Source organism: Pseudonocardia sp. T1-2H (assembly GCF_038039215.1).
Classification (GTDB): domain Bacteria; phylum Actinomycetota; class Actinomycetes; order Mycobacteriales; family Pseudonocardiaceae; genus Pseudonocardia.
Genome location: NZ_JBBPCL010000001.1, coordinates 1,169,154 through 1,194,582, shown reverse-complemented (window position 1 = coordinate 1,194,582; position 25,429 = coordinate 1,169,154). Strand labels below are relative to the sequence as shown.

Annotated in this window: 29 protein-coding genes; 18 read left to right on the top strand and 11 right to left on the bottom strand. The window is 71.6% G+C overall.

What is annotated here, in order from left to right; genetic code table 11:
* Nucleotides 1–3: 3 nt before the first annotated feature.
* Genes WBK50_RS06080 through WBK50_RS06070 form a run of 3 tightly spaced genes read left to right on the top strand, consistent with a single transcriptional unit; the run spans nt 4 to nt 1,999 of the window.
* Nucleotides 4–933: an alpha/beta hydrolase gene (locus WBK50_RS06080; protein ID WP_341334644.1), complete on the top strand. Its 930-nt coding sequence runs from the start codon at nt 4–6 to the stop codon at nt 931–933.
* Nucleotides 930–1,829, top strand: coding sequence for an LLM class flavin-dependent oxidoreductase (locus tag WBK50_RS06075; RefSeq protein WP_341334643.1), 900 nt, complete (start codon nt 930–932; stop codon nt 1,827–1,829). The genes WBK50_RS06080 and WBK50_RS06075 overlap by 4 nt, the downstream gene beginning before the upstream one ends.
* Nucleotides 1,745–1,999 (top strand): hypothetical protein, encoded by a 255-nt coding sequence (locus WBK50_RS06070; RefSeq protein ID WP_341334642.1) that lies wholly within the window; start codon nt 1,745–1,747, stop codon nt 1,997–1,999. Before WBK50_RS06075 ends, WBK50_RS06070 begins: the two co-directional genes overlap by 85 nt.
* Nucleotides 2,000–2,380: 381 nt before the next feature.
* On the opposite strand, the gene WBK50_RS06065 is transcribed toward WBK50_RS06070, so the two are convergent.
* The 4 genes from WBK50_RS06065 to WBK50_RS06050 all read right to left on the bottom strand — a co-directional run bounded on the left by WBK50_RS06065 (nt 2,381) and on the right by WBK50_RS06050 (nt 5,310).
* Nucleotides 2,381–2,830 carry a nitroreductase/quinone reductase family protein gene (locus WBK50_RS06065; protein WP_341334641.1) on the bottom strand — a complete coding sequence of 150 codons (450 nt, stop codon included), beginning with the start codon at nt 2,828–2,830 and terminating at the stop codon, nt 2,381–2,383.
* On the bottom strand, nt 2,827–3,636 hold the full coding sequence (locus WBK50_RS06060) for an ABC transporter permease (RefSeq protein ID WP_341334640.1): 810 nt from the start codon (nt 3,634–3,636) through the stop codon (nt 2,827–2,829). The genes WBK50_RS06065 and WBK50_RS06060 overlap by 4 nt, the downstream gene beginning before the upstream one ends.
* Nucleotides 3,633–4,601: an ATP-binding cassette domain-containing protein gene (locus WBK50_RS06055; RefSeq protein ID WP_341334639.1), complete on the bottom strand. Its 969-nt coding sequence runs from the start codon at nt 4,599–4,601 to the stop codon at nt 3,633–3,635. The genes WBK50_RS06060 and WBK50_RS06055 overlap by 4 nt, the downstream gene beginning before the upstream one ends.
* 112 nt (nt 4,602–4,713) lie before the next feature.
* Complete coding sequence (locus WBK50_RS06050) at nt 4,714–5,310, bottom strand: PadR family transcriptional regulator (RefSeq protein WP_341334638.1); 597 nt, start codon at nt 5,308–5,310, stop codon at nt 4,714–4,716.
* Between the two features lie 1,586 nt (nt 5,311–6,896).
* Here WBK50_RS06050 and WBK50_RS06045 point away from each other — a divergent pair.
* From WBK50_RS06045 to WBK50_RS06000, 10 genes are all read left to right on the top strand, one after another.
* Entirely contained in the window at nt 6,897–7,508 is a 612-nt protein-coding gene (locus WBK50_RS06045) for a hypothetical protein (protein WP_341334637.1), read from the top strand.
* Complete coding sequence (locus WBK50_RS06040) at nt 7,451–8,002, top strand: glycosyltransferase (RefSeq protein WP_341334636.1); 552 nt, start codon at nt 7,451–7,453, stop codon at nt 8,000–8,002. Before WBK50_RS06045 ends, WBK50_RS06040 begins: the two co-directional genes overlap by 58 nt.
* On the top strand, nt 7,981–8,478 hold the full coding sequence (locus tag WBK50_RS06035) for an acyltransferase (protein ID WP_341334635.1): 498 nt from the start codon (nt 7,981–7,983) through the stop codon (nt 8,476–8,478). Before WBK50_RS06040 ends, WBK50_RS06035 begins: the two co-directional genes overlap by 22 nt.
* Nucleotides 8,475–8,981, top strand: a complete 507-nt coding sequence (locus tag WBK50_RS06030; protein ID WP_341334634.1) for a class I SAM-dependent methyltransferase — start codon at nt 8,475–8,477, stop codon at nt 8,979–8,981. The genes WBK50_RS06035 and WBK50_RS06030 overlap by 4 nt, the downstream gene beginning before the upstream one ends.
* Nucleotides 8,982–9,233: 252 nt before the next feature.
* On the top strand, nt 9,234–10,037 hold the full coding sequence (locus WBK50_RS06025) for an ANTAR domain-containing protein (RefSeq protein WP_341334633.1): 804 nt from the start codon (nt 9,234–9,236) through the stop codon (nt 10,035–10,037).
* 241 nt (nt 10,038–10,278) lie between these two features.
* A complete protein-coding gene (locus WBK50_RS06020) occupies nt 10,279–10,512 on the top strand; it encodes a hypothetical protein (protein ID WP_341334632.1) in 234 nt (77 codons plus the stop codon).
* 10 nt (nt 10,513–10,522) lie between these two features.
* The gene (gene frdA, locus WBK50_RS06015) at nt 10,523–12,262 is read left to right on the top strand and encodes a fumarate reductase (quinol) flavoprotein subunit (protein WP_341334631.1); all 1,740 of its coding nucleotides are present in this window, start codon (nt 10,523–10,525) and stop codon (nt 12,260–12,262) included.
* Nucleotides 12,263–12,266: 4 nt separating this feature from the next.
* Nucleotides 12,267–13,043 (top strand): succinate dehydrogenase/fumarate reductase iron-sulfur subunit, encoded by a 777-nt coding sequence (locus WBK50_RS06010; RefSeq protein WP_341334630.1) that lies wholly within the window; start codon nt 12,267–12,269, stop codon nt 13,041–13,043.
* The gene (locus tag WBK50_RS06005) at nt 13,040–13,513 is read left to right on the top strand and encodes a hypothetical protein (protein ID WP_341334629.1); all 474 of its coding nucleotides are present in this window, start codon (nt 13,040–13,042) and stop codon (nt 13,511–13,513) included. Before WBK50_RS06010 ends, WBK50_RS06005 begins: the two co-directional genes overlap by 4 nt.
* On the top strand, nt 13,510–13,863 hold the full coding sequence (locus WBK50_RS06000) for a fumarate reductase subunit D (protein ID WP_341334628.1): 354 nt from the start codon (nt 13,510–13,512) through the stop codon (nt 13,861–13,863). The genes WBK50_RS06005 and WBK50_RS06000 overlap by 4 nt, the downstream gene beginning before the upstream one ends.
* Nucleotides 13,864–14,712: 849 nt before the next feature.
* On the opposite strand, the gene WBK50_RS05995 is transcribed toward WBK50_RS06000, so the two are convergent.
* From WBK50_RS05995 to WBK50_RS05980, 4 genes are read right to left on the bottom strand one after another with little or no spacing between them, the layout of a single operon-like run.
* Nucleotides 14,713–15,555 carry an energy-coupling factor ABC transporter ATP-binding protein gene (locus tag WBK50_RS05995; protein WP_341334627.1) on the bottom strand — a complete coding sequence of 281 codons (843 nt, stop codon included), beginning with the start codon at nt 15,553–15,555 and terminating at the stop codon, nt 14,713–14,715.
* Complete coding sequence (gene cbiQ, locus WBK50_RS05990; protein WP_341334626.1) at nt 15,552–16,295, bottom strand: cobalt ECF transporter T component CbiQ; 744 nt, start codon at nt 16,293–16,295, stop codon at nt 15,552–15,554. Before cbiQ ends, WBK50_RS05995 begins: the two co-directional genes overlap by 4 nt.
* Nucleotides 16,295–16,627, bottom strand: coding sequence for an energy-coupling factor ABC transporter substrate-binding protein (locus WBK50_RS05985; protein WP_341334625.1), 333 nt, complete (start codon nt 16,625–16,627; stop codon nt 16,295–16,297). The genes cbiQ and WBK50_RS05985 overlap by 1 nt, the downstream gene beginning before the upstream one ends.
* Nucleotides 16,624–17,313, bottom strand: coding sequence for an energy-coupling factor ABC transporter permease (locus tag WBK50_RS05980; protein WP_341334624.1), 690 nt, complete (start codon nt 17,311–17,313; stop codon nt 16,624–16,626). Before WBK50_RS05980 ends, WBK50_RS05985 begins: the two co-directional genes overlap by 4 nt.
* Nucleotides 17,314–17,696: 383 nt before the next feature.
* On the opposite strand from WBK50_RS05980, the gene WBK50_RS05975 reads away from it, so the two are divergent.
* The 3 genes from WBK50_RS05975 to WBK50_RS05965 all read left to right on the top strand — a co-directional run bounded on the left by WBK50_RS05975 (nt 17,697) and on the right by WBK50_RS05965 (nt 20,107).
* Nucleotides 17,697–18,182, top strand: coding sequence for a hypothetical protein (locus WBK50_RS05975; RefSeq protein WP_341334623.1), 486 nt, complete (start codon nt 17,697–17,699; stop codon nt 18,180–18,182).
* A 149-nt stretch (nt 18,183–18,331) separates the two neighbouring features.
* Nucleotides 18,332–19,681 (top strand): hemolysin family protein, encoded by a 1,350-nt coding sequence (locus WBK50_RS05970; protein WP_341334622.1) that lies wholly within the window; start codon nt 18,332–18,334, stop codon nt 19,679–19,681.
* A gap of 123 nt (nt 19,682–19,804) precedes the next feature.
* A complete protein-coding gene (locus tag WBK50_RS05965; RefSeq protein ID WP_341334621.1) occupies nt 19,805–20,107 on the top strand; it encodes a hypothetical protein in 303 nt (100 codons plus the stop codon).
* A gap of 9 nt (nt 20,108–20,116) precedes the next feature.
* Here the strand turns inward: WBK50_RS05965 and WBK50_RS05960 are convergent, their stop codons facing one another.
* Nucleotides 20,117–21,319, bottom strand: coding sequence for a low temperature requirement protein A (locus WBK50_RS05960; protein WP_341334620.1), 1,203 nt, complete (start codon nt 21,317–21,319; stop codon nt 20,117–20,119).
* A gap of 67 nt (nt 21,320–21,386) precedes the next feature.
* The gene (locus WBK50_RS05955; RefSeq protein WP_341334619.1) at nt 21,387–22,691 is read right to left on the bottom strand and encodes a lipopolysaccharide biosynthesis protein; all 1,305 of its coding nucleotides are present in this window, start codon (nt 22,689–22,691) and stop codon (nt 21,387–21,389) included.
* Nucleotides 22,692–22,997: 306 nt separating this feature from the next.
* Here WBK50_RS05955 and WBK50_RS05950 point away from each other — a divergent pair, with 306 nt between their 5' ends.
* Nucleotides 22,998–23,678: a ComEA family DNA-binding protein gene (locus tag WBK50_RS05950; RefSeq protein WP_341334618.1), complete on the top strand. Its 681-nt coding sequence runs from the start codon at nt 22,998–23,000 to the stop codon at nt 23,676–23,678.
* 107 nt (nt 23,679–23,785) lie between these two features.
* Nucleotides 23,786–24,757 (top strand): asparaginase, encoded by a 972-nt coding sequence (locus tag WBK50_RS05945; RefSeq protein WP_341334617.1) that lies wholly within the window; start codon nt 23,786–23,788, stop codon nt 24,755–24,757.
* Here the strand turns inward: WBK50_RS05945 and WBK50_RS05940 are convergent.
* Nucleotides 24,700–25,377, bottom strand: a complete 678-nt coding sequence (locus WBK50_RS05940) for a DedA family protein (RefSeq protein ID WP_341334616.1) — start codon at nt 25,375–25,377, stop codon at nt 24,700–24,702. The genes WBK50_RS05945 and WBK50_RS05940 overlap by 58 nt on opposite strands.
* Nucleotides 25,378–25,429 lie beyond the last annotated feature (52 nt).

Genomic DNA, 25,429 nt, shown 5'->3' with positions numbered 1-25,429 from the left:
GCCATGACCGATCACCTGACCACTCTGTACAGCGGCTTCGCCGCGCGCCTCGCCCGGACGCCGGACATGGGCGTGGACGCGATGCGGGACCTCTTCGAGGGTTGGCACCTCGGGACGACGGAGCCCGCGGGGGTGCAGTACGCCGAGGCGGAGGGTGCGCCGGTCCCCGCCACCTGGTGCCGCGCGCTCGGCGGTTCCGCGTGGGTCGTCGTCCACGCGCACGGCGGCGGCTTCGTCGTCGGCTCCCGGCACAGCCACCGCAAGCTCGCCGGGCACCTCGCGGCACGGGCCGGCGCCTCGGCGCTGGTCGTGGACTACCGCCGGGCTCCCGAGCACCCGTTCCCCGCGGCGATCGACGACCTCGTGTCCACAGTGGGCTGGCTGATCGACGCCGGCCACCGGCCCGCCGACATCGTCCTGTCCGGCGATTCCGCGGGCGGCAACCTGGCGCTGAGCGCTGCGCTCCGGTTGGCCGAGCGTGGAACGCCGCCCGCCGGAGTCGTCGCCCTCTCCCCATGGTTCGACCTGGCGAACACCGGGGAGTCGCTGGCCGAGAACGCCGACCACGACGCCATGGTGGACCGGCCCACCCTGCAGCTGATGGCGGAGCTGTACCTGGCGGGCGAGTCGCCGGACGCGGCCGCGGTGAACCCGCTGCACGCGGACCTCGCTCCCCTGCCGCCCCTGTACCTGGCCGCGAGCAGGCACGAGACCCTGCGGGACGACACGACGCGCCTCGCCGAGCGCGCCCGTGCGGCCGGGGTTTCTGTGACGCTGGAGCTCGAGGATGGGCAGCAGCACGTCTACCAGATGGGCGCCGGGCGGCTCGCTGTCGCCGACGAGTCGCTGACCCGGATCGGACGGTGGATCTCGGGCCTACCCCGTGTCGAGGAGCCCGCCGCACAGCCGACGGTCGCCGGAGCTGCCCGATGAGGTTCGGAGTCGTCCTCGCTCCCCGGATAGACGACTGGGAGGTCTTCCGGTACGCGGAGGAGCTGGGCTTCGACTCGGCGTGGGCCTGCGACTCCCAGATGCTGTGGTCCGACTGCTACGCGACGCTCGCCCTCGCCGCGGCCCACACCGAACGCATCGCCCTCGGCCCGGGTGTCGCCGCGGCCGGCACCCGGCTCGCACCCGTCACGGCCCACTCCATCGCGTCGGTGGCGAAGCTGGCGCCGGGCCGGACCTTCCTCGGTATCGGCACGGGCCATACGTCGATGCGGGTCATGGGCCGCAAGCCCATGCCCGTCGGTGAGTTCAGGACCTACGTTCGCACGGTGCGCGGCCTGCTCGCCGGCGAGGAGGTGGACCTCGGCGGAGGCGCGCACACCCGCTTCCTGAACCGCGACCATGGGTTCGTCGCCCTCGACCACCCCATCCCGGTCGTCGTGGGCGCCAACGGCCCGCGTGCGCTGCGCCTCGCGGGCGCTGAGGGCGACGGTGTCGTGACGATCGCCGTGACCCACCCGGACGAGGTCAAGGGCGTCACGGACCTGGTGGCCGAGGGCGCCACCCGGTCGGGCCGCGCCCTTCCTACGGGCTTCACGACGACGTCGATGACGAACGTCGTCGTGCTGGCGGAGGGCGAGTCGGCGACCGCGTCGCGCGTGCTCGCGATGACCGACTCCTGGGTGGGCGCCGCGATTCACTTCGCCTACGAGATGTGGTCGATCCGGGAGGACGAGGACGCCGTTCCCCGCCCTTCCGACCCTTCTGGGAGGAGTACTGCGCGCACGTCGCCGGGATGGAGACCCCCGAGGACCGCCGCTACCTCGAACTGCACGACGGCCACGCCACCTGGCTGCCCGCCGCCGAGCGCCGGTTTCTGACCGAGGATGCCGTCCGGGCGGTCACGATCGTGGGCACCGTCGACGAGGTCGTAGAGCAGATCCGGGAGGCCGAACAGGCCGGCGTGACCGAGCTGGCGCTGCAGAGCCCGCTGGCCACCGCCCGAGACGTGATGCGGGAGTTCGCCGAACGGGTCCGGCCGGCGCTCTAATGGGTCCTGTCGGGCTTGGTTGTGCCAGGCTCGCCTCTGCTAGCGGCCAGCGGGTCAGCACTCCCGGCCTCCGGGCGTGGAGCTCTACGCTCCGACCGTGTGCCCGCTGGTCGTGAGGAGGCCGGGACCGCTGATGGGATTACATGCCCCCGCGGCGCATCGCGGCGGGTGAGCACTTGACCATTAGGGCGCGGTGGTCTTCTCCACGCTGCCGTTGTTGCTGGCAGAGGGCACACCCTCGGGGTTCTCGCGGGAGATACGCATACGACGCGCCGGATCGAACGGTGACGGCAGAACAGCGACATCAAGTAGATGCCGTCGACCGAAATGCGTCTCTGGCTACGCTAGCCGGGAAAGCGGACGCTTCCTGACCGGTTTCCCTCATGCGGCCTCGACACGGAACACCCCGCACCGGCCGACGACCGCCTCGAACGCCTCTGGCGTCACGGCCTCAACCACCCCGGCGTCGGCCATGATCTTCGCGCCGTCGGCGAGACGCACCGGCCACAGCCGCAGCACCGGGAGCGCGTCCTGCGGATCCAGCTCGACGAGCCGAACCTGCTCGCGGCGCTTGCCCGTGCTCAGCATGGCGCGACCGTCCGCGGCCCGGACGTTGCGCGCCCAGTCGGCGCCGGGAAAGCCCTCCAGCAGGTAGCGCTGTCCCTCGTGCCGCAGCACCGAGAGCGGTGTGCTGCGCGGCTTGCCGCTCTTGCGACCCGGCACCGTGAGCACGGGCAGCTCCTTCATGCCGAGGCCGGCGCGCCGCAGCGCGAGGAAGACCTTGTTCATCGGCTTGAGCCAGCGCGGCGGGGTGGGGTTCTGGGTGGTCATCGGCTCATCTCTCGATAGCGGTGGACGGAAAGCGGCCCGAAGACCGTGATGATCACGAGCGGCCAGACGACGGCCATGAGGACGGGGTGCTGGGCGACCCATGAGTCGCCGCCCCACCCGGGGTTGCCGAACAGCTCTCGGGTAGCTGCCGCGGTTGCGGTCAGCGGGTGCCACTCGGCGATCGTCGAGACCACGGCGGGCATGGCGGCGGGTGCGAAGAACACCCCGGACAGGAACGCCACCGGGAACTCGAGGGCCTGAGCCGCGGTGACCGGCCCACTGCCGCGCGCGATCAGGCCCAGGTAGATGCCGATCCACAGCATCGCGAACCGCAACAGCAGGAGCAGCCCGACGGCGGCGACCACAGCGAGTGGCCCCCCGCTGATGCGCCAGCCGATCGCGAGACCCGCGAGCATCAGCACGACCAGCCCGATCGCAGAGATCGTGAGATCGGCGGCGGCCCTCCCGACGAGCACGGCCGACGGCGTCATCGGCATCGAGCGGAACCGGTCGGTGATCCCGCGCTGCGTGTCGGTGACGACGGCGATCATCGTGCTGCCGATCCCGGACAGCATGGTCATGGTCAACATGCCCGGGAGCAGCAGCTGCCGGTAGTCGCCGCCCGGCACCACCATCATGCCGCCCATCAGGTACACGAAGATCAGCAGGATGACGATCGGGAACCCGATCGTCAGGACGAGCTGCTCGGGCTGGCGACGCAGGTGGGCCAGGTAGCGGCGGGTGAGCGTGCCGGCGTCGGTGAGCGCCCAGCCCAGCCGAGACCCGGGTGCGGGGACAACGGTCACGCCGCCACCCCCGTCGCCGTCGTCAGCTGCAGGAACACCTCGTCGAGCGTCGGGCGGCGCACGGAGAGGTCCTCCGCATCGATCCCCTCGTGTTGCAGCCCGTGCACGACCGCGGTGAGCGCCTCCATGCGGTCGCTCACCGGGGCCGTCACCCTGCGGGTCGCCTGCTCGGCCGCCGGGGTGGTGCCGGCCACCCGTCCGACGAGCGCGACGGCGCGCGGCAGGTCGGACGCGTGGTGGACCACGACCTCGATCCGGTCCCCACCGATCCGCGAGCGCAGCTCGTCCGGCGTGCCCTCGGCGACCACGCGGCCGCCGCCGCCCTTCGGCGCGGCGAGCACCGAGATCCGGTCGGCGAGCTGATCGGCCTCATCCAGGTACTGAGTGGTGAGCAGGACCGTCGTGCCGTCCGCGACGAGCGCACGCACCGCGCCCCAGACCCCGGCCCGGCTGCGCGGGTCGAGCCCGGTCGTCGGTTCGTCGAGGAACAGCACCGCGGGCGCGAGGATCATGCTGACGGCCAGGTCGAGCCGCCGCCGCATGCCGCCGGAGTACCTCCCGACCGACCGGGTACCGGTGTCGGCGAGGTCGAACCGCGTGAGCAGCTCGTCGGCCCGCCGGCGCGCGTCGGCCCGGGACAGGTGGAAGAGCCTGCCGAACATCACGAGGTTGGTGCGGCCGTCGAGGATCTCGTCGACCGCGGCGTACTGGCCGACCAGCCCGATCCGCCTGCGCACGTCCGCGCCCTGCGTGGCGACGTCGAACCCGTCGATCGCGGCGCGCCCGCCGTCGGCGCGCAGCAACGTGGTGAGGATGCGGACGGCGGTGGTCTTGCCCGCGCCGTTCGGGCCGAGCAGGCCGTGCACCGTGCCCGGCGGCACGGACAGGTCGAACCCGTCGAGCGCGGGCTGGTCGGACCCGGGGTAGCGCTTGCGGAGCGCCTCGGCGCTCACAGCGGCAACCATGTCCCTCCCGATACTCAAGTTTGAACCCTGCCCGACGAGGATGCCTCACCGGGAAGGGGGTATGCAAACTTGAGTCGCCACGAACCGGACGGGTGTTACCAAGCGCCCCCGACTATCGCGGCGGATACGGCGGGAACTTCAACGCGTCCCAGCTGCCGGGCTTGCCCGGCGAGCGCGGTTCGCCCGTCATCGGGTACGCGCCGCCCTCGATGCGCTCGATCACGCCGCGCGTCCACTCGGCGCTACTCGCCGCGCTGTGCTCCCACATGCCGAACAGCTCTCGCACGTGCGGCGGGTCCACCAGCGCGTCGACCTGCGCGCGCGCCTTGTCGCGCGCGGTCTCCAGCGCCCCGAGGCGCTCCCGCAACAGCGCGATCGCCTCGTCGCGGGACAGCGACGGCAGCATCGCGAGCGCGGCGCCCAACGCGTCGGGACGTGGCTGTGGACGGCGCAGCGCGTCGCGCAGCAGCTTCATATACTCGGCCTCACCGCGCTCGGTGAGCTCGTACTCGGTGCGCCCCGGCATGTCGTTGAAGTCCCGGAGGTAGCCGGCCTCCGTGAGCGAGTGCAACGCGTGGTAGATCGAGCCCCACTTCACGTTCGCCCACTCGTCGGCGCCCCACGACAGCAGGTCGTTGCCGATCCGGTAGCCGTGGGCACGCCCGTACCCGCGAACGATCCCCAGTACCAGCAAGCGCGTCGCCGACATCGCCGCTGAGCCTACGAGACCGAGCGACTGGGTGGTCGACCCGCAGGTCGACCAGGCCACCCCCGCCGGGTTCACCGGTCACCGTTTTGGTCACCGCTTACAACCGATCACTGTGTCGGATAGGCATCTCCACTGATGATCGACAGGCGGCTGGAAGAGCGTCTGGCCAGCAGGAACGAGTTCCGGGGATCGCGAGTGAGTACCCGACTCCCCTCCAGCGGGTTCGGGGTTCAAGTCCCCGGCGACGTACCAACGGCAGAGGTCGGGGACATGTCCCCGACCTCTGCTGGCGTTTCTGGAGATCAAACCTGTCGAAGACCCCACGGAGACCCTCTCCGGAGTCGCCGCCATGGCCCGTCCCCCGCTCGCCCTCGGAGATCACTGGTCGATCAAGGTCGTCCGTGACAACGGCAGGTGGGTCGCCCCTGCCGCTTCCGTGACCTCGATGGCGTGACCCGACTGGTCGAGCGCTGGGGCACATCCCGCGCAGCCGCCCAGCAGGAGCTACAGACCGAACTGTGAGCCGGGGCTCGTCGAGTGTGATGTCGCCCTCCTCGACGCGTTCTTCTTCTGCCTGGAGCGGGCCCGGCGAGTCGTCGAGCAGCACGACGGCACGACCGCCGAGAAGTTGCGCCACTCCGCCGACACCCGCCGCATGATCCGCGGACAAGATCGCCGCCGGCGCAGACCTGCCCGACCTGATCCGTTTCGCGATCGGCTCGGGCCCGAGGATCGGGGAGCTGTGCGCGGTTCGCTGGATGATCTCGGGTGAGCGTGTCCCCTGCTTCCTCACTGGGCCGCCCGACAAGCCGTCTCCGCTGCGCGCCTTCGACAATGGGCCGGAACTCTCCAGAACAAGAAGGTGGCCCGGCTCGTGCCGCTTCGCGCGAATGTCTACGCCGCGGACAGAAGCGGTAACCAAGGAACCGCGCCGCCGCGCAACTGTAGCTCCGCCAACGGGGCCTCGGGTCAGGAGGACGGATCGGCGCGCAGGCGAGTTGAAGTAGGCCGAGGTGGATGCCGGTTCGTCGCTCGACGCACCCCGCGTGGATGAGCAGGTGGGTAATGCCGGCCATCACGAGGCCTTACCCTCCGGAATGGATTGAAGCGGTTGTCGATCTTGCACAGGGGGAAGTCCGTCTCGAGCCGGGGCGACGAGGGACCGGGTGAAGAAGGGCAGCCAACGATGTCCGAGCAGCCAACTGCCCGAACCCAGGCCGCTGGGAACGCTCAGAGTAGAGAGGACGGCAGGCCCGGAGGTAGCGATCCCGTCGAGGCCATGCGGCCCGGGCCACCGAAGACGGGGGGCACCACGGGACACCAGCCGATAGGCGGTGGTGACGTCGGACAGGTTCGGGAACTCTTTTCACGTGGTGAATCCGGCCGTCCTACCTCGTTGCTTTCCGACGGGTGGCCGGTGCTGGGGACAGCCGGGCGGATTTGCAGTGGCTGATGTGGTGGCGACGGCGCGATGGACGCAGGTGATTCAGCAGCGGAAAACGGCGCAGCAGCGGTGACCCCGGCGGAAGCCGCATGGCCCACCGCCCCGGGAAACGGACCTGCCACTGCGACCACGGGAGATGACGATGTTCGAACTCGTCGGGCGCCGGGCGGCGATCTTGTCCTACCGCTTCGGCATGGCCGACGGCGTGTCGGTGACCGCCGCCCAGTGGCTGACCACGCTGCGCGCCCTGGGGATGCAGGTGCACACGGTAGCCGGGGCCGGCCGGGCAGACGTCATGGTGCCGGGGTTGTCCCTGGACGCGCCGCGTCCTCCGCCCCGCCGCAGCTTGGCCGCCGCCCTCGATGACGTCGACGTGGTGATCGTGGACAACGTGTGCTCACTGCCGGTGAACCGCCAGGTGGGTGAGGCGGTCGCGGCCTACCTGGCCGGGCGGCCCGCGGTGCTGCGCCACCACGACCTCCCGTGGGAACGCGAGCGCTACGCCGACATCCTCGACTGGCCCCCGAGAGACCAGAGGTGGACCCACGTGACGATCAACGAGCTGGCCCGCCGCGCGCTGGGCGACCGCGGGATCGCGGCGACCACGATCTATCACGGCTTCAGGGATCGGCCCTGCCCCCGGAGCATCGGGACCGGGTGCGCCGGCGCCTCCGTGTGGACGGGGACGGCCCGTTGGTGTTGCAGCCGACCCGGGCGATCGCCCGGAAGAACATCGCCGTCGGGCTGGCCCTGACCGCGGCCCTCGGCGGCACCTTCTGGCTGACCGGCCCGGCCGAGGACGGCTATCAGCGCGAACTCGACGCCCTGCTGCAGGCGAGCCCTGTGCCTGTGCGGCGCCGGCTACCGGCGGGCGTGACGATGGCGTGCGCCTACGCGGCCTGCGACGCGGTGGTGCTGCCCTCGTCCTGGGAGGGCTTCGGGCTGCCGTTGATCGAATCGGCGCTGCACCGCCGCCCCATCGCGGTCGGAGACTTCCCGGTGGCCCGCGAGCTCGCGGAGTACGGGTTCCGTTGGTTCTGCGCGACGGATCCCGAGTCGCTGCGAGCCTGGTTGGCCGATCCCGATCCGGGCCTGCTGGACCACAACGAAGCCATCGCACGGGAGCATTTCGGGATGGACGCCCTTCGCCGGCGGCTCGGTCTACTCCTCTCGGGTGCGCCTATGTGTCACCATCCGGGTTCGGCGTTTGACAGGGGGAACGGCGCATGCGACTGCGTGACCGGCTGATCGCCGGAGTGCTGCGCGGTCCTATCGGCGCTTTGGTGGCCGAGCAGCTGGCTGCGCAGGTCGAGCAGCTCAAGCTGGACGCGCTCTACCGGCCCCGCTGGCACGGCGACCGGTCCCGGCTGCACCTGTCGGACACCGCTGTGGTCAACAACGCGCTGTTCAACCTGTCCGGCGGCACGATCACCGTCGGCGAGTACGCGTTCTTCGGCCATGACGTCGCGGTGCTCACCGGCACCCATGACATCGAGAAGTTCGGCCGCGAGCGCCAGCTCACCTTCCCGCGCTCCGGCCGTGATGTGGTGATCGGCGACGGGGTCTGGCTGGCCAGCCATGTCCTGGTGCTCGGCCCGGTGACCATCGGCGAGCATGCCGTGGTGGCCGCCGGTTCGTTGGTGCGCGGGGACGTCGAGCCCTACACGGTGGTGGCCGGGCGACCGGCCGAGCCGATCGACACGATCACCCCGCCCGGCCGATGAGGCTCGAGATCGGCGCCGGGGAGAAGCCGCACCCCGATTACGACCTGCACGTCGACCTGCTGGCGCTGCCCGACATCGAGGTGCGTTGCCGGATCGACCGGCTGCCCTTCAGGACCGGCTCGCTGGACGCGCTACGCGCCAACCACGTGCTCGAGCACCAGAGTTACGAACTCATCGACCAGACGCTGCGCGAGTGGGCCCGGGTCCTCAAACCCGGCGCCGCCGTCGACATCGGCGTCCCCGACGCGAAGTTCGTCGCCGCCCAGTGGGTCGCCGGCGAGATCGACACCGCCGAGGCCAATCACTGGATCTTGGGCGGGCACTCCGAGCGTGCCGCCCACCAGGGCGTCGACGGCCACGGCGTGCCGCTGTGGATCTGGAACGCCCACCACACGATGTTCGACCCCGATTCGCTGCGCGCGGCCGTCGAGCCGCACCTCATCGTCCGCGAGATCTTCACCTACGACATCCGCAACCTGCGCTGCTACGCCCGCAAGCCCTGACCCGTTCGCGGCCCCCCGGCTCCGGCCTTGCCCCGTCCCCAGCCGCGGGGAGGGATGTCAACAGGCGACCTGCCTAGGACCGCCGAGCTTCAGCTCGCCTCGCCCCGGAAGATCGCCTGGCAAAGCAGGGGGCCCTGTCTGGTCGTCCGGCCGCCGTCCCAGATATAGGGTTCAGGGTCGGGCCGACGGACCCGTGTCCGTTCACTAGCTCCAGCGTCGCGCGGAACGCCGCCGACCGGAAGGAGTCCCACGATGGCAGGCGACATGAGGGATTCGGAACGACGCCTCTCCGAACCACCGAACGCGGTGGTCATGGAGTTCCTCATGCTGGCCCAGGAACTGCTCGCCGCGAGCACCGTTCACGACGTCCTCATCCGAGTCGCGACCGCGGCGGAGACGGTCGTTCCCGGCGCGGACCTCGTCAGCGTCACCCTTCATACCCCCGACGGGCGGCTCGACACGCCGGTCGCCACTGCACCACTGGCCGAGGCCCTCGACGAGCTGCAGTCCGAGCTCGGTGAGGGGCCCGGGATCGAAGCGAGCCGCACATCGGGCCTCGGGCTCGCCGAGTCCCTGGACCTGGAAACCGACTCCGCGTACCCCGCGTGGGGACCTGCCGCTGCGCAGCGCGGAGTACGCAGCGTGCTGTCTCTGGGACTGTTCCCCAAACAAGAGCCACCTCGTATGGGCGCCCTCAACTTCTACTCCGCCCAGCCCCACGGGCTCGACGCCGTGGACCGGGACATGGCGGTGATCCTCGCCGCGCACGCCGCCACCGCGCTCGCCGGCACCATCGCCACCAACGCCGCCGAGCTACAGGTCGCGCAACTCAAGGAAGCGATACGCAGCCGCGACGTGATCGGGCAGGCCAAGGGAGTGCTGATGGAGCGCCGCGGCATCAGCGAGAGCGAAGCGTTCCAGGTCCTGCGCGAGGCGTCGCAGGCGCTCAACACCAAGCTGGTCAAGGTCGCCACGACGCTGGCGGAACGCCGAGCGGAGCTTCGATGCTGGCCGACTCCAGTTCTTTGGTGCCCAGCCGGTGCCCGGCGATGTTGATCACGTCGTGCACCCGGCCGAAGATCCGGAAGTAGCCGTCGGCGGCCTGCAGCGCGACGTCCCCGGCTGAGCTGCGCAATGCCCGGACCCGACAGCTCCCTCGGCGCCGGTCGACTCGGGGCTTGACTCGGCTGCCGAGTTGTGCCATCAAGGGTGACAGGCATCACAGCCGAGGTCGATGCCCCCACACCGACGACTCCCGCCGATGAGGCTTTCGGCCCCGCCCTCGAGGAGGTGGGCCGTGATCGGAACGAAGACGCCCTTCACGGACGAGAAGGCTCCGTGTGGGAGGCGGGTGAACGGCAGCCGCTACTTCGAGGACGACGGCTCCGGCATCCGGTGCGACGACGTCACCTACGACTGTGGCTGCCGCTCGATCGAGCACCAGTTCCATGACGGGAGCTGCCGCACCAGAGTCACCCGCCACGACGGCCGGGTGCTGCTGAACGAGCTGTCCGCCGAACACGCCGAATGAGCCGGGCGGGATGGCGGACCACGACGTAGTGGTGGTGGGTGGCGGCGGCGCCGGGCTGCGCGCCGCCCTCGCGATCGTGCAGGCGAACCCGCAGCTGAACGTAGCGGTCGTCTCCAAGGTCTACCCGATGCGCAGCCACACGGTCTCGGCGGAGGGCGGCGCCGCGGCGGTCATCGCGACCGACGACAGCCTGGACGAGCACGCTTACGACACGGTGTCCGGCAGCGACTGGCTGTGCGACCAGGACGCCGTCGAGGCTTTCGTGCAGGAGGCACCGCACGAGCTGCTGCAGCTGGAGCACTGGGGCTGCCCGTGGAGCCGGCAGCCCGACGGCGAGGTGGCGGTCCGCGCGTTCGGCGGCATGAAGAAGATGCGTACGTGGTTCGCCGCCGACAAGACCGGCTTCCACCTGCTGCACACCCTCTTCCAGACCTCGCTGAAATACGACCGGATCATCCGCTATGACGAGTGGTACGTCACGACGCTGCTGGTCGACGACAACCAGGTGCACGGTGTTGTCGGCATCGAGCTGGCCACCGGCCGGATCGAGGCCATCACGGGGCGGGCGGTCGTCTTGTGCACGGGCGGGTGCGGGCGGGTGTTCCCGTTCACCACGAACGGCAACATCAAGACCGGGGACGGCATGGCACTGGCCTATCGCGCGGGCGCCCCGCTGAAGGACATGGAGTTCGTCCAGTACCACCCGACCGGCCTGCCGTTCACCGGCATCCTGATCACCGAGGCGGCCCGGGCGGAGGGTGGGTGGCTGCTGAACAAGGACGGCTACCGCTACCTGCAGGACTACGACCTCGGCACGCCCTCGCCCACCCCGGTGATGCGCAGCATGGAGCTCGGTCCCCGGGATCGGCTGTCCCAGGCGTTCGTCCACGAGCAGGAAAAGGGCCGCACCCTCGACTCCCCGTACGGCCCGGTCGTGCACCTGGACCTGCGCCACCTCGGTGCGACAGTGATCGACAGCAAGCTGCCGTTCGTGCGGGAGTTGTGCCTGCAGTACGAGCGGATCGACCCGGTGCACGAGCTGATTCCGGTGCGGCCGGTGCAGCACTACATGATGGGCGGCGTCCACACCGACATCGACGGCGCCACCGGGCTCCCCGGCCTGTACGCGGCAGGCGAGGTCGCCTGCGTGAGCATCAACGGGGCCAACCGGTTGGGCTCGAACTCGCTCCCGGAGCTGCTGGTGTTCGGCCGCCGCGCCGGGATCGCGGCCGCCGAGTTCGCCGCCGCGCACGACGCGACCCCCGGGCCGGCCGTGCAGGCCCAGATCGCGGACGAGCGGCGCCGCCTGGAACGGGACCTGCTCGCCCGGCGAGCCGGCCGGGAGCGGATCGCCGACGTCCGCACCGACATGCAGCACGCAATGGAGGGCAGCGCCGGGATATACCGGGACACCGAGTCGCTGGTCAAGGGCGCCGACCGGCTTCAGGACCTGCGCGACCGGTTCGTGCACGCAACGATCGAGGACGGCAGCCGCTCCTTCAACACCGAGCTGGTCGCGGCCCTCGAGCTGGGCTTCATGCTGGACGTGGCCGAGACGGTGGTGGCGTGCGCGCTGCGCCGCGAGGAGTCGCGGGGCGCGCACCAGCGCACCGATTTCCCGCGCCGGGACGACGCCCGGTTCCTGGCGCACTCGCTGGTCTCCCGCGACCTGGGCGGGGCGCCCCGCGTCGAGTATCTGCCGGTGACGATCACCCGATGGCCGCCGGGCGAACGGGTCTACGGGAGGTGACGGCATGCCGGACACCGAGCGGAACTTGCCGGAGCGAGCAGACAGCACCATCACGATGCAGGTCGCCCGCTACCGGCCGGACGCCGACTCCGCGCCCACGATCCAGGAGTACGTGGTCCCGATGCGCGAGGAGTGGGCGGTCCTCGACGGGCTGAACTACATCAAGGACCGGCTCGACGGGACGCTGTCGTTCCGCTGGTCGTGCCGGATGGGCATCTGCGGCAGCTGCGGCATGACGGTCAACGGCGACCCGGCGCTGACCTGTGGCACGTTCCTCACCGACTACGCCCCGGGACCGGTGCGGGTCGAGCCGCTGGCGAACTTCCCGGTCATCCGTGATCTCGTCGTGGACATCGACGACTTCCTGCGCAAGCTGCCCGCGGTGCAGCCGTGGCTGGTGCGGGACGACGAGCAGGGGGTCGACGGCGTCGAGTTCCTGCAGACGCCCGCCGAGATGGACGAGTACAAGCAGTACAGCATGTGCATCAACTGCATGCTCTGCTACGCCGCGTGCCCGGTCTACGGCCTCGAACCGGACTTCCTCGGCCCGGCCGCGCTCGCGCTCGCCCAGCGGTACAACCTCGACTCTCGGGACCAGGGCGCCCACCGGCGGATGGACGTGCTCGCCACCGCGGAAGGGGTCTGGGCCTGCACGTACGTGGGGGAATGCACCACGGCGTGCCCGAAGGGCGTTGACCCGGCCGGGGCGATCCAGCGGTACAAGCTGACCGCGGCGACGCGGACGCTGCGATCCCTCCTGCTGCCCCGGGGGTCGCGATGAGTGAACTGGCGGACCGGTCGCCGAACCGGCGCGAGGCCTCGACCCTGAGTGAGCGGGCGAGCGGACCGGCCCGGCCCCGGGCCCGGACGTACCAGCCGCGGATCTCCCGGCTCTGGTGGGTGCGCCGCCCCTCCTACCTGCTGTTCGCGTTGCGCGAGCTGTCCAGCCTGTTCGTCGCCTGGTTCGTCGTGTACCTCCTGCTGCTGGTCGCGGCGGTCCACGGCGGCAGCGACTCCTACCACGCGTTCCTCGAGTGGGGCAGCAGCCCATGGCTGCTCGTGGTGAACGTCGTGGCGCTGGCCTTCGTGGTGCTGCACGCGATCACCTGGTTCAACCTCGCCCCACAGGCAATGGTGATCCGGCTGCGGGGGCGACGGGTGCCCTCCCCGATGATCGCGGCGGGCCACTTCGCAGCGTGGGTGGTGGTCTCCGCGGTTGTCGTGTGGATCGTGTTGGGGGCCGGACCATGACGGCACGGCGCTCGTCCGCGGAGGCGGTGGCCTGGTTGCTGTTCAGCGCTGGCGGGGTGGTGTCCGCGCTGCTCGTCCCGGTGCTGCTGCTGCTCTTCGGTGTCGTGTTCCCCCTGGGGCTGCTGGCGCCGCCCGAGTACCCCCATCTGGCGGCGGTCTTCGGCCACCCGCTCACCCGGATCGTGCTGTTCGGGTTGTGCGTGCTGGCGCTGCTGCACTGGGCGCACCGGTTCCGCTACACGCTCTCGGAGGGGTTGCAGCTCCCGCGGCTGCGGGCGCCGATCACCGTGCTGTGCTACGCCGGGGCGCTCGCCGGATCGGTCTGGGCGGCCGTCGTGCTGTTCGGATGACCCATGACGGCGCGGACCGTTCCCGGCAGCGTGACCGCACGGTCGACCTGCTGCGGGGCGTTCACCCTCTTCGTTGCGGTCCTCCGTCCGGCACCGGGCCGGCCGTCACCCACCGCCAGGCGGCGGGTTCGTCATGGCGGACCCGATCAGTGCCGTGCCGATGGGCTGGCTGGCCACCTGGCTGGCCCAGGAGCCGAGGTCCGGGTCGAACGACACTCAACGACCGGCGGCTCGCGTTCGTGACCTCATTCGCTGCATTACTCCGGGCCTTGATCACGACCGTGTTCCCGCGTCAAGCATCACCGGAAATGCCCCCGGGTCAACGAACGTGAGCATGCCTTCGCCAATTGAGATCTCTTGCATCGCGGACGACGTCAGAGGCCCCACCGGAACAACCTCGCGAAGCTGAGCAACCTGGACGGCACCTACGCCGACTCGCTTCCCGCCCGCGGCGAGCTGCACCTCCGCTACGCCGTACGGCGCACGGCGAGCGCGCGCTGACCGTCGGAGTCGCCCCGCGACCGCCCGCCACCGGGGAACACACCGTTCACTGGTGCACCGTCGGACCCGACGGGCACGAGCAGCGCGGCGGCTACGCGTTCGCACAGCGTCGTCCGACGCGTCGTGCCCGGCTGACGCGGGCACGACCTGCTGGCCGACCAACACCTCCGCGGCCTGCCGGGCCACAGGATCTCGACCTCGTGGAGCGCGGCGTGCAATCGGCGCGCCGCCACTCCGCGGATCGCTGTCCGCCGACCCATCCAGGTCACCGGACCCCACGGCGTCACTCGATTTCGGCGGGCGCCGACGGCGCCCGCATTCGACGCCGGCCCGGCCGCGGGTGGTGCGTCAGCGGCTGGCCCGCCCGAGACGCTCGACCACCACCGCGGACAGCTCGGCCGCCGTCCGTGGCCGGTCCTCGGAGCCGAGCTCGCGCAGCAGCCGGTGCACACCGGGGGCCCACGCCGGCCCGAGCCGCGCGGACCGCAGCAGCTCGGGATCCCCCAACGCCTCGTCGACGCCCGCGCTCCGTACCGTGCCCGAGGCCACGACGGCCACCTCGTCGGCCCACCGGTAGGCCAGGTCGACGTCGTGGGTCGACAGGACGATCGTCGTGCCCGCGCGGTGCAGCCCCGTAATGATCTCCATCAGCGCTTCGACCCCGGCCGGGTCGAGGCCGGCGGTCGGCTCGTCGAGGACCAGCAGCCGCGGGCACATCGCGATCGCGCCGGCGACCGACACCCGTTTGCGCTGCCCGAACGACAGCAGGTGGGTCGGCCGGTCGGCGAGATCGGTGATGTCCAGGGCATCCAGCGCGGCCGCCACGCGCGCTTCGACATCGGCCGCGGGCAGGCCCATGTTGACCGGACCGAACGACACGTCCTGGGTGACGTCCGCGGCGAAGAGCTGGTCGTCCGGGTCCTGCAGGACGAGCTGGACCTGCTTGCGCAACCGGGTCAGACCGCGCCTGCTGCGCACGAGCGGCTCCCCGTCGAGCAGGACCTGCCCCGAGGTGGGCTCGAGGAGCCCGACCAGCAGCCGGAACAGGGTCGTCTTCCCGCCGCCGTTGGGTCCCAGCACCGCGATGCGGCGGCCGGCGTGCACGGTGATCTGCGCGCCGTCGAGCACCGGCCGGCCGCGCTCGTAGGCGAACGCGAGCGCGCGGCCCTCCAGCAGGGGCGTCCCGCTCACAGCACACTCCGCAGGCCAAGGGTGACCACGACGACCGCCACGAGCAGCACGGCCGTCGCGACGACGAACTCCCGGGACACCGGCCGGGAGGCGACCCGGACGCGCAGGTCGCCGTCGTAGCCGCGCGAGGCCAGCCCGTGCTCGAGCCGGCGGGCCCGGTCGAACGCCCGGACGAAGATCGAACCGGCCTGACCGGTCACCGACCGGTAGCTCGTGCCCCAGGTGCGGAACCCGAGCCGTCCCGCCTGCGCCTCGCGGACGGCCCGGGCGGACTCGAGCAGGAGGAACAACATCCGGTAGATCAGCATCGCGACCTCGGTGATCGCGGGCGGCACACCCAGGCGTGTGAGCCGCGGCAACAGGTCGGCCAGCGGTGTCGTCGCGGCGAACAGCAACAGGCACAGCAGGGCGGCGACCGCGCGGGCCGTCAGCGCGGCCGCGGGCAGCAACCCGTCCGGGTTCCAGGCCAGCCACGGGTCGCCGCCGAGGGTGACCAGCAGCGGCACCGCCCCGACGAGGACGAACCCGAGGGGTACGCGGACCGCCTTCCACGCTGTCCGCGGGGCGACACCGGCCGGGCCGAGCAGCAGCACTAGCGCGACCGGACCGCACACCGCGGCGCCCGGCCACGGCGGCAGCACGACAGCGAGCAGCAGCAGCCCGAGTGAGAGGAACGCCTTCTCCCCAGGGTGCCGGAAGCGCCAGCGGTTGCCGTAGGCCGCGGCATCCAGTGGCAGCATCAGGCCACGTCGTCCCGGGCCTGATCGGCCGACCCGCCGTCCTCCCGGTCGCCGGACGAGCGTCGCCTTGTCCGGGCGACGCCGAAGTAGTAGCCGACGACGCCCGCCCCGAGGGCGGCCTGCAGCGCGAACAGGCCCGATTCGACCTCGCGGGACGGCGGCTCGTAGAGCGGGGAGAACCACGGCTCGTAGTCGGGATGCGACGCCGTGATCGCCGCCTCGGCCTGTCCGTCGGAGCCGCTGAACTCGCCGCCGACGAAGAGCACCGGTACCGCTGCGATCACCAGGACCGCAGCCACCAGCAGCCAGTTGACCAGGGTCGAGCGCTTCACGTCCCCACCTCCGTCGTCGTCCCCGGACGCCTGAGCAGGCCCAGTCGTTCGAGCTCGCCCGGGCTGACCCGCACGAGCAACCTCAACACCAGCACCGTCAGCAGGCCCTCGCTGATCGCGAGCGGGACCTGCGTCACCGCGAAGATCGACCCGAACTTCGCGATGGCGCCGAGGATCCCGGACGTGGGGTCCGGGAACGCCAACGCCAGCTGGACGCTGGTCACGCAGTACGTCGACAGGTCGCCGAGCGACGCGGCGACGAAGATCCCGAAGCCGAGACCGCCCCCGAGCGAGCGGGTGAGCCGATAGGCCCCGTAAGCGACCCAGGGCCCGACGATTGCCATCGAGAACGCGTTCGCGCCCAGCGTGGTCAGCCCGCCGTGGGCCAGCAGCACCGCTTGGAAGAACAAAACGATCGTACCGAGCAGGGCCATCACGGGTGGTCGGAACAGCACAGCGCCCAGACCGGTACCGGTCGGGTGAGAGCAGGAGCCGGTGACCGACGGGATCTTCAGCGCTGAGAGCACGAAGCTGAATGCCCCGGCCGCACCGAGCAGCAGCTTGGATTCCGGGTCCTCCCGGACCTGGCGTACCACCGCCCTGCCACCCTGCAGCACGAACGGCGCCGCCGCCACGGTCCATGCCGCCGCATGCAGGGGCGGCAGGTATCCCTCGGCAATGTGCACGATCCGCTCCCCCGGTCGACGCCTCATGGACAGGAGGAACATACGACGGCGCACCGGCGATCTTCAAGTCTGAACAGTTGCGCAAATAAACACTCGGCCAGTGGTGCGTCGCGGCCGCAGCACGATCTCGCCGTCTGCGGCTCCCCGCACCAGGCCGGGTCGCTCACCGGCATCGTTCGTGACGGCGTCGTCCCACTCTTCGGTGGCCGAGGTGCGGGGTCGGCGTCGTGCCGTCCGGACGACGTCCGCGGCCGCTCGGCGGGCGATCGAGAGCAACCGGGTCCGTGCACTCGACTCACCGGGCTCCCCCTGCCTGCCACGGCGAGCTCGGGTCGCCCGTTGTCGCCATCGTCCGATCAGGGCCGTCTGGAGAGCATGCTGTGGTGGCGGCGGTGCTGCGCGAGAGTCGGCGCGACGCGCTCAGCGGCGTAAGGTCCAGCGGCATGGACGCGGCGACGCGCGTGCTCGTTCTTGCCAACCGGACGGCAGACTCCAGTGAGCTGCTCCGGCAGGTCCTCGCCCGCCACGGCCAGGGTCCGATCGCGGTGACCATGCTCGCGCCCGCGATCTGGGAGGTCCAGGACCCGCACGGGGGCACGGAGTCTGCGTGGCGGCGCCTGCGGGCGGCGCAGAAGCGCCTGCAAGCCGGCGGGATCGAGGTCTCGTGCATGATCGGCGACCCGGACCCGATGACGGCGTTCGAGCGCGAGTGGAAGCGCGGTGGCTATGACGAGGTCATCGTCGGCACGCTCCCGAGCCACCTGTCGAAGTGGCTTCGCACCGACCTTCCCCGTCGCATCAGGGTTGCCGCCGCCGGCGTTCCCGTTACGCATGTGGTCGCCTCTCCCCGTTCGCCGGGCGCGGACTGAGGAGAGCACAGCTGTACTTCCTCGGTTCTTCGGCGGCGCGATCAACCTGCCGCCGCCCGCCTCGCGAGTGCGGCCACCCGGCGTCCACCGCTCGCTCACTGCGCCGGGCCGGCATGAATCAGGCCCTGTCCGTGGGGAAGCCCCAGGGCATGAGTGGTTGGTTCCTCAACGCGTTCCTCGTGTTGCTGTTCGTGGTGGTCGGCGGGTACTTCTCCGCATCGGAGATCGCCCTGGTCTCGCTACGCGAGGGGCAGGTCCGCCGCCTCGCCGAGCGGAGCAAGCGGGGCCTGGCGGTGGCTCGACTACGGGAGGACCCCGGCCGCTTCCTGTCGGCGGTGCAGATCGGTGTCACCTTCGCCGGGTTCTTCGCCGCCAGCTACGGCGGCGCGACGCTCGCGATCGAGCTGCAGCGGGTGCTGGTGCACGCGGGCCTCTCCGTCGGGGCGGCCGGCACGCTCGCGCTGGTGGTCGTGACGCTGGCCGTGGCCTACATCTCACTGGTGCTCGGCGAGCTGGTGCCCAAGCGGCTGGCGATGCAGCGTCCCGAGGCGGTCGCACTGTTCGTGGCGCCGGTGCTGGACCGGATCGCCACGCTCTTCCGCCCGGTGATCTGGCTGCTCACCGTGTCGACCAATGCGGTGGTCCGGCTGGCGGGAATCGATCCGGACGCCAGAACCGGCCAGGTCAGCGAGGAGGAGCTGCGCGATCTGGTCGGCAGTCACGAGGAGCTCACGCCGGAGGAGCGCCGGGTGCTGGCCGATGTCTTCACCGCGACCGACCGGGTGCTGCGCGAGGTGATGATCCCGCGGACCGAGGTCGACTTCCTGCCCGGTTCGATGGACGTCGAGGAGGCGGCGGAGTACGTCTCGGACCGGCCGCACTCCCGGTATCCGATCAGCGGGCGCTCGTCCGACGACGTCCTCGGGGTGGCCCACGTCCGAGACGTGCTGACCGCCGCGCATCGCCGTGACCACGGCCGGCAGGCGCCCGCCACGGTGGCCGAGCTCGCCCGGGAAGCACCCGTACTGCCCGGCAGCCTGCCCCTGATCCAGGCGCTGTCCCGGATGCGCCGCCGCGGCCACCTGGCGATCGTCGTCGAGGAGTACGGCGGCACGGACGGCATCGTGACCCTCGAGGACCTCGTCGAGGAACTGGTCGGCGACATCGAGGACGAGTACGACCCCCGAGACCGACCCGCCCGGCGCCAGGCCGACGGCAGCATCGAGATGGACGGCCTGCTGCACCGCGACGACGTCAAGGAATCGACCGGGATCGAGCTGCCGGAGGGCCACTACAACACCCTGGCCGGATTCGTGGTCGACCGGCTCGGCCGCGCCCCGCGGCTCGGCGACGAGATCGACGCCCTCGGCCATCGGTTCACCGTGCTGGAGATGGACGGCCGGCGGGCCGCCCGCGTCCGCATCACCCCGAACGCGGATGACACGCACACCGAGCGCTCCGCCGCCGACCACCGGGACGCCGACGAGCAGCAGGCCTGAACGGGGGTGCTCACCCTCGGCTTCGCCGGCCGGCCGGGTGGAGATCAAGGAGCCTCTGGCGATCACCGTCGCGCGGCCTCATGCTGGAGGCGTGACGCAGACCGATCCCGGACGCCGGTAGCCGTGCGCCCCGGACGCGTGATGCTCCCGGCCGCCCGCTCGACGCGCCGGGCCGTTCCCCTGCCCGAACGCGGCGAGGGCGCACCGCCGCTGCGGAAGCGGTTGCGCTCGGTGCCCGCGGTGAACCCGGCGATCGCCCGGACCGAGGCGCCGGAGCGGCCGAGCGAGCGGCAGCGCCTGCAGACCGCCCGCCTGGCCGAGCTCGGCGTCCGCAGCCCCGCCGAACTGGGCGCGGCCCCCTGGGCCGGCTCGGCGGACCTGGAACGCACCCCCGAGGTCACGCCGCAGGACCTGGACGAGACCTAGGAGGGTGCTCTAGCCGGCGTGCCGGACGCGGTCCCGCTGCTCGGCGAACCGGACCGTCTCGTAGGCGACGAGCGCCACCAGCACCACCGCGAGCACCAGGAGCGTCACCAGCGCCGGCAGGTGCGCCACCACGGGGATCAGGACGAGCAGCAGCGCCGCGACCACGATCCGTTCCACGTTCAGCGTCCCGATCACGTACCGCTTGAACCCGACGTGGGCGAGCAGGTACAGCGCGGCCCCGCCGTAGAGCGCGGCGAGCGGGACACCGTAGATCGGGTCGGTCAGCGAGTGCTCCTCGCCGCCGCCGACGTAGAGCAGCACCTTCTTCAACCCGAGCGACATCATGATCACGCCGACGACCATCGGCAGGTGCAGGAACGAGTACCCGCCGCGGGCGAGCCGGATCCGGCGCCCACCCCGGGCCTCGGCCAGCGCGTGCTCGGTCAGGATCGACGTCACGTCGAAGTAGGCCCACCACAACGCCCCCGCGACGGCCAGGCCCAGGGCGGACGCCCCGATGATCGGCCAGGAGACCGGCAGCGCGGCCACGCCGATGCCGATCGAGACGATCGACTCGCCCAGCGCGACGATCACGATCAGCCCGTGCCGCTCGGCGAAGTGCGCCGCGGAGCGCAGCCGCCAGTCCGTGCCGGCCAGGACCGTGCCGAGGTAGTCCCCGACGATCGCCGCGAGCCAGAGCAGGGTCTGCACCGAGCCCGAGGTCTGCGCCGCCACCAGCAGCAGCACGGTGCCGATCAGCATCGACGGCAGGAACCGGAGGACCTGTTTGCGCAGCATCGGGTCGTCCCGGCTGGCGAACCAGAACAGCACGATGTGCACGGTCCGCACGAAGAAGTACGCCGCCGCGAACACCGCCGGGCCGTAGAGGCCGCCGGGCAGGTCGTCGAAGGCCTCGGGGATCGTGATCGCGCCGATGAACACGCCCGCCATCGCGACGAACATGCCGACCCGGATGACGCCCTCGTCCGCCTTGGCGACGTTCCCGATCCACGCGTACCCGACCCAGGTCCACCACATCACGGTGAGGATCAGGGCGCCGCGCACCACCGCCTCGACGGTCGGGTCGTCGGCCATCCAGTCCGTGACCCGGGTGAGGGCGAACACGAACACCAGGTCGAAGAAGAGCTCCAGCGGGGTGACCGCCGCCTTCTCCGCCACCGCTTCGATCCGGCCGCGCCGGGGTGCAGTCATGCGCCGATGCTGCCAGGGCGGTGGGGACGGGACCAGCCGTTCTCCGGGGTTGCCGCAGGAGACGTGGTCAGGCGGCGGGGAGGGGCTCCCGCTCGTGCCTGCGCTCCGTCACCGTCAGGACGGCCGCGACGACGCTCTGCCCGACCAGCCACGACGCACCGACCCCGACCAGCCCCCAGGCCGGCATGAGGATCCACGAGCCCGCGATCACGATGACCGAGATCGTGGCCGGCACGACGATCAGCACGGCCATCCGCCGCTGTACCCGGGCCATGGCCAGCGCCGATGCCGTGACGATGTTCGGCAGGGCCGACAGCGCGCAGAGGACGAGCGCCCAGGTGCCCGTCTCGGCGTAGTAGCCGCCGAAGATCGAGAGGATCGGGTGGGCGCCGAGGGTGAGGACCGCGACCGCGGGGACCGTGAGCATCAGGGCCCGCTTGCTCGTCGCGCGGCGGGCCGCCCGGGCTCCGGCCGGATCGTTCGCGGCGTGCGCGACCATCGACTGCGTCATGCCCGTGACCACGAGGTACAAGGCCATCGCCATGGTCCAGACGATCTGGTAGGTCGCGGCGTAACCGGCGCCGATCCGGCTCAGGGCCAGCAGCGGGATGCCGTAGATCGCGCACTGCCAGAAGATCGAGCCGGTGTAGTCCGCGCCGGCGAACCGGGCGATGCCCTTGATCGTGATCGGCTCGACCGCGGTCGGTACGGCCGCGTGCCGGGGCACCAGCTTCACGAAGACCCAGCTGCTGACCGCGAGCACCGCGACGGCCGTCGCGATCACCCAGGACAGCGCGATCCCGCCGGGGATCGCGACCGAGGCGGCCAGCACCAGCAGGCCGATCTTCAGCAGCGCGAAGACCAGGTTCTCGACCGGGACCACCATCGCGCGGCCGAGGCCGGTGAGCAGGTTGTCCTGGACGTCGAAGATCGACATGAGTGGCGTCCCGATCGCGAAGAACACGACCAGCGCACCCAGCCCGGCGACCGCGACCATCTCCGGCGCCCACACGGGCGCACCCAGGGCGAACACGATCCCCGTGAGTGCCGACGCGGTGATCGCGGCGGCGTAGGCGCCGGCGACCAGGCGCTTGGTGCCCGTGCCCGCAACGGGGACGAACCGCAGCAGCGCGTTCTGCATGTTCAGGTGCGCGATCGCGCCCAGCATGTTCAGCGTCGCGAGCGCGGCCGAGTTCACGCCGGCGACCTCCGGGGTGAACAGCCGGGCGACCAGGATCCAGTACAGGAGCCCGATCGCCGAGCTGAGCCCTGAGCTGAGGACGAGCGCGAGGCCGTCCCGGTGCACGGGTGCGGTCCAGGCGGAGAGAGCGCCGAGGCCCTTGCGCGGCGTGCTCTCGATCTGCTGGGACAAGAAGGGTCCTTCCCGGAACGCCCGCGGAGACGGCGGGTGTCCGAATTGCCACGTTCTGCGAGAAACCGCCCTCGACCAGGGCCGATGGCGTCGTCATCTCGGTGGGGGAGCGCGTTCTCCGCGTCGGTCGGAGGGTACAGAGGGCACCTGATCGGGTGACTGCGGGCCTCGCGCCCCCGCATGTCACCTGGACGGACGTGCCGGTGGAGAGGTGGGACCGGATCCGCGACCGCGGCAGCGTCTGCTGATCGGCCCGGGGGACCGCTCCCGATACCGGGGAGCCCCGTCTTCCGGGACAGTGGTGCCATGACCACGGCGCCGTCCCACCTGCCCCGCCGGGCCCCCGCCCCCACCGGCGGCGCCTGGTACATCGCCCTCGCGCTGCTGTCCTGGGGCACCCTCGCCCCGGTCGCGTTCCTCCACGCGGCGGCACGCCAGCGAACCCGGGCGGCCGTGGTCCGGGCCGCGGCGTACACCGCGGCCGTCCCGTCGGCGTACGCCCTGGGCTGGGCCGGTCTCGGCGGCAGCGGGACCGTCGTCCTGCTCGTCGGCATCATGATCGTCGCCCTGGTGCACCTCGGCCGCCTCCGCCGCGAGATCTGGCCGCCCGGGCCGCAGTTCCCGGTCCGCCTCGGGATACCCGGCCCCGGCCAGGACCCGGCCGTCGCCGCCGCACTCGCCGGGCGGGCCCGCCGGGAGGAGTCCCGGCGGATCGCCGCGACGGACCGGTTGCTCGCGCGTGAGCTGCGGATCGGGCGCCCGGACCTGCCCCACACCTACGACGACGGCGGCCTCGTCGACCTCAATCGCGCGCCGGCCGCGGCGATCGCGAGCGTCTGCGGCGTGGAGCCCGCCACCGCCCGGCGGATCGTCGAGGTCCGCGAGGCCGCCGGGGTGCCCTTCGCCGCGGTCGACGACGTCTTCGCCTGGGCCGAGATCCCCCTCGACCTGTGGGAGCTGGTCCGGGACCGCGGCATCGTCTACTGACGGGCCGGCCCGCCGGCACCCGATCCCGCGATGCTCCTCGACGCCAGAGGGAGATCCCACCGCGCCCGTACGCGGCGGTGACGTCCCGGCGGCTACCGTCGCCGCCCATGACGATCGAGCAGCACGCGGCGCCCCTGGCACGGGTGATCCGCAACGGTGTCGTGGAGTCGGTGCACCTCGGACACCTGGTCGGCCTGGACGGGAGCGGCGCGGCCGTCGTCCGGGAGGGCGCTCCCGAGGTCACGTTCTTCCCCCGCTCCTCCCTCAAGCCCGTGCAGTCGGCCGCGATGCTCCGCGCCGGGCTCGACCTCGACGGCGAGCTCCTCGCGTTGGCGACGGCGAGCCATTCCGGCGAGCCTGCCCACCGCGAGGGGGCCTCCCGCATCCTGTCGCGGGCCGGCCTCGGGCCGGACGCCCTGCAGAACACGCCCGACCTGCCCATGGACCCGGACGCCGCCGCGGCGTGGCGCGCGGCCGGCAGTTCGCCGTCGTCGCTCGCGCAGAACTGTTCGGGCAAGCACGCGGCGATGCTCGCGACCTGCGTCGCCAACGGCTGGGACACCGCCACCTACCGAGACCCGGGCCATCCCCTGCAGCGGGCGATCCGCGCACACGTCGAAGCGTTGACCGGGGACGTCGTCGAGCACGTCGCCGTCGACGGGTGCGGTGCGCCGCTGTTCTCCTGCACGGTGACGGGACTCGCCCGCGCGTTCGCCGCGATCTCCGTCGCCTCGCCGGACACGCCGGAGGGCCGGGTCGCGGCGGCGATCCGGACGAACCCGTGGTGGCTCAGCGGCACGAACCGCGGGGTCCCCCGGTTCATGGAGGCGGTGCCGGGACTGATCGCCAAGAACGGCGCGGACGGCGTGTTCGCCGCGGCGCTACCGGACGGCCGAGCCCTTGCGCTGAAGATCCTCGACGGCTCGGCGCGCCCGATCCCGCCGCTGATCGCGGCCACGCTGACCGCGCTCGGCGCCGGATCGCCCGAACTCGCGCGCGTGGGCCGGGTGGTCGTGCACGGTCATGGAGCGGCGGTCGGCGCCGTCGAACCGTCGATCGGATCCTCGGCAGGGGTCTGAGTCTCCAGCTCGGCCATCATGCGGTTCGTGCGCCGCCGGACGACGAGCGTGACGACCAGCCCGGCGATCACCGCGACGATCAGGCCGACCCAGGAGAAGCGGGACAGCCACTTCTCGGCGGCGAGCCCCAGGTAGTAGACGACGGCCGTGGTGCCGCCCGCCCAGAAGATCCCGCCGATCATGTTGGCGGCCAGGAACCGGGGGTACGGCATCTTCAGCGCCCCGGCCAGGGGACCGGCGAAGATCCGCAGCAGCGCGATGAACCGGCCGACGAACACCGCCCACACACCCCAGCGCGCGAAGAGCTTCTCGGCGAGGGCGACGTGCGCGGGCCCGAAGTGCTTCGGGAACTTCTCGCCGAGCCAGGCGAACAGGTTCATCCCGTAGCGGCGACCGATGCTGTAGCCGATCGAGTCCCCGATCACCGCACCGATGATCGCGGCCGAGGCCACGCCGATCGGGTTCACGGCGAGCTCGTGATGCGAGGCCAGCAGCGCAGCGCTGACCAACACGATCTCGCCCGGCAGCGGGATCCCGAGGCTCTCCACCCCGATGACGCCGCCGACGATGAGGTAGACCGCGAGCGGCGGGATCGCCTGGAGGAGGGCATCGACCGTCATGGCGCACAGCCTGCCCGACGTTTCGGCCGCCGGACACGGGGTCTCCCCTACC

Excerpts from the sequence above, each read along its gene's own strand:
- WBK50_RS06080 (WP_341334644.1), top strand. The coding sequence starts at position 4 with ATGACCGATCACCTGACCACTCTGTACAGCGGCTTCGCCGCGCGCCTC.
- WBK50_RS06075 (WP_341334643.1), top strand. The coding sequence starts at position 930 with ATGAGGTTCGGAGTCGTCCTCGCTCCCCGGATAGACGACTGGGAGGTC.
- WBK50_RS06070 (WP_341334642.1), top strand. The coding sequence starts at position 1,745 with ATGGAGACCCCCGAGGACCGCCGCTACCTCGAACTGCACGACGGCCAC.
- WBK50_RS06065 (WP_341334641.1), bottom strand. The coding sequence starts at position 2,830 with ATGACCACCCAGAACCCCACCCCGCCGCGCTGGCTCAAGCCGATGAAC.
- WBK50_RS06055 (WP_341334639.1), bottom strand. The coding sequence starts at position 4,601 with ATGGTTGCCGCTGTGAGCGCCGAGGCGCTCCGCAAGCGCTACCCCGGG.
- WBK50_RS06050 (WP_341334638.1), bottom strand. The coding sequence starts at position 5,310 with ATGTCGGCGACGCGCTTGCTGGTACTGGGGATCGTTCGCGGGTACGGG.
- WBK50_RS06045 (WP_341334637.1), top strand. The coding sequence starts at position 6,897 with ATGTTCGAACTCGTCGGGCGCCGGGCGGCGATCTTGTCCTACCGCTTC.
- WBK50_RS06035 (WP_341334635.1), top strand. The coding sequence starts at position 7,981 with ATGCGACTGCGTGACCGGCTGATCGCCGGAGTGCTGCGCGGTCCTATC.
- WBK50_RS06030 (WP_341334634.1), top strand. The coding sequence starts at position 8,475 with ATGAGGCTCGAGATCGGCGCCGGGGAGAAGCCGCACCCCGATTACGAC.
- WBK50_RS06025 (WP_341334633.1), top strand. The coding sequence starts at position 9,234 with ATGGCAGGCGACATGAGGGATTCGGAACGACGCCTCTCCGAACCACCG.
- frdA (WP_341334631.1), top strand. The coding sequence starts at position 10,523 with ATGGCGGACCACGACGTAGTGGTGGTGGGTGGCGGCGGCGCCGGGCTG.
- WBK50_RS06010 (WP_341334630.1), top strand. The coding sequence starts at position 12,267 with ATGCCGGACACCGAGCGGAACTTGCCGGAGCGAGCAGACAGCACCATC.
- WBK50_RS06005 (WP_341334629.1), top strand. The coding sequence starts at position 13,040 with ATGAGTGAACTGGCGGACCGGTCGCCGAACCGGCGCGAGGCCTCGACC.
- WBK50_RS06000 (WP_341334628.1), top strand. The coding sequence starts at position 13,510 with ATGACGGCACGGCGCTCGTCCGCGGAGGCGGTGGCCTGGTTGCTGTTC.
- cbiQ (WP_341334626.1), bottom strand. The coding sequence starts at position 16,295 with ATGCTGCCACTGGATGCCGCGGCCTACGGCAACCGCTGGCGCTTCCGG.
- WBK50_RS05970 (WP_341334622.1), top strand. The coding sequence starts at position 18,332 with ATGAGTGGTTGGTTCCTCAACGCGTTCCTCGTGTTGCTGTTCGTGGTG.
- WBK50_RS05960 (WP_341334620.1), bottom strand. The coding sequence starts at position 21,319 with ATGACTGCACCCCGGCGCGGCCGGATCGAAGCGGTGGCGGAGAAGGCG.
- WBK50_RS05950 (WP_341334618.1), top strand. The coding sequence starts at position 22,998 with ATGACCACGGCGCCGTCCCACCTGCCCCGCCGGGCCCCCGCCCCCACC.
- WBK50_RS05945 (WP_341334617.1), top strand. The coding sequence starts at position 23,786 with ATGACGATCGAGCAGCACGCGGCGCCCCTGGCACGGGTGATCCGCAAC.
- WBK50_RS05940 (WP_341334616.1), bottom strand. The coding sequence starts at position 25,377 with ATGACGGTCGATGCCCTCCTCCAGGCGATCCCGCCGCTCGCGGTCTAC.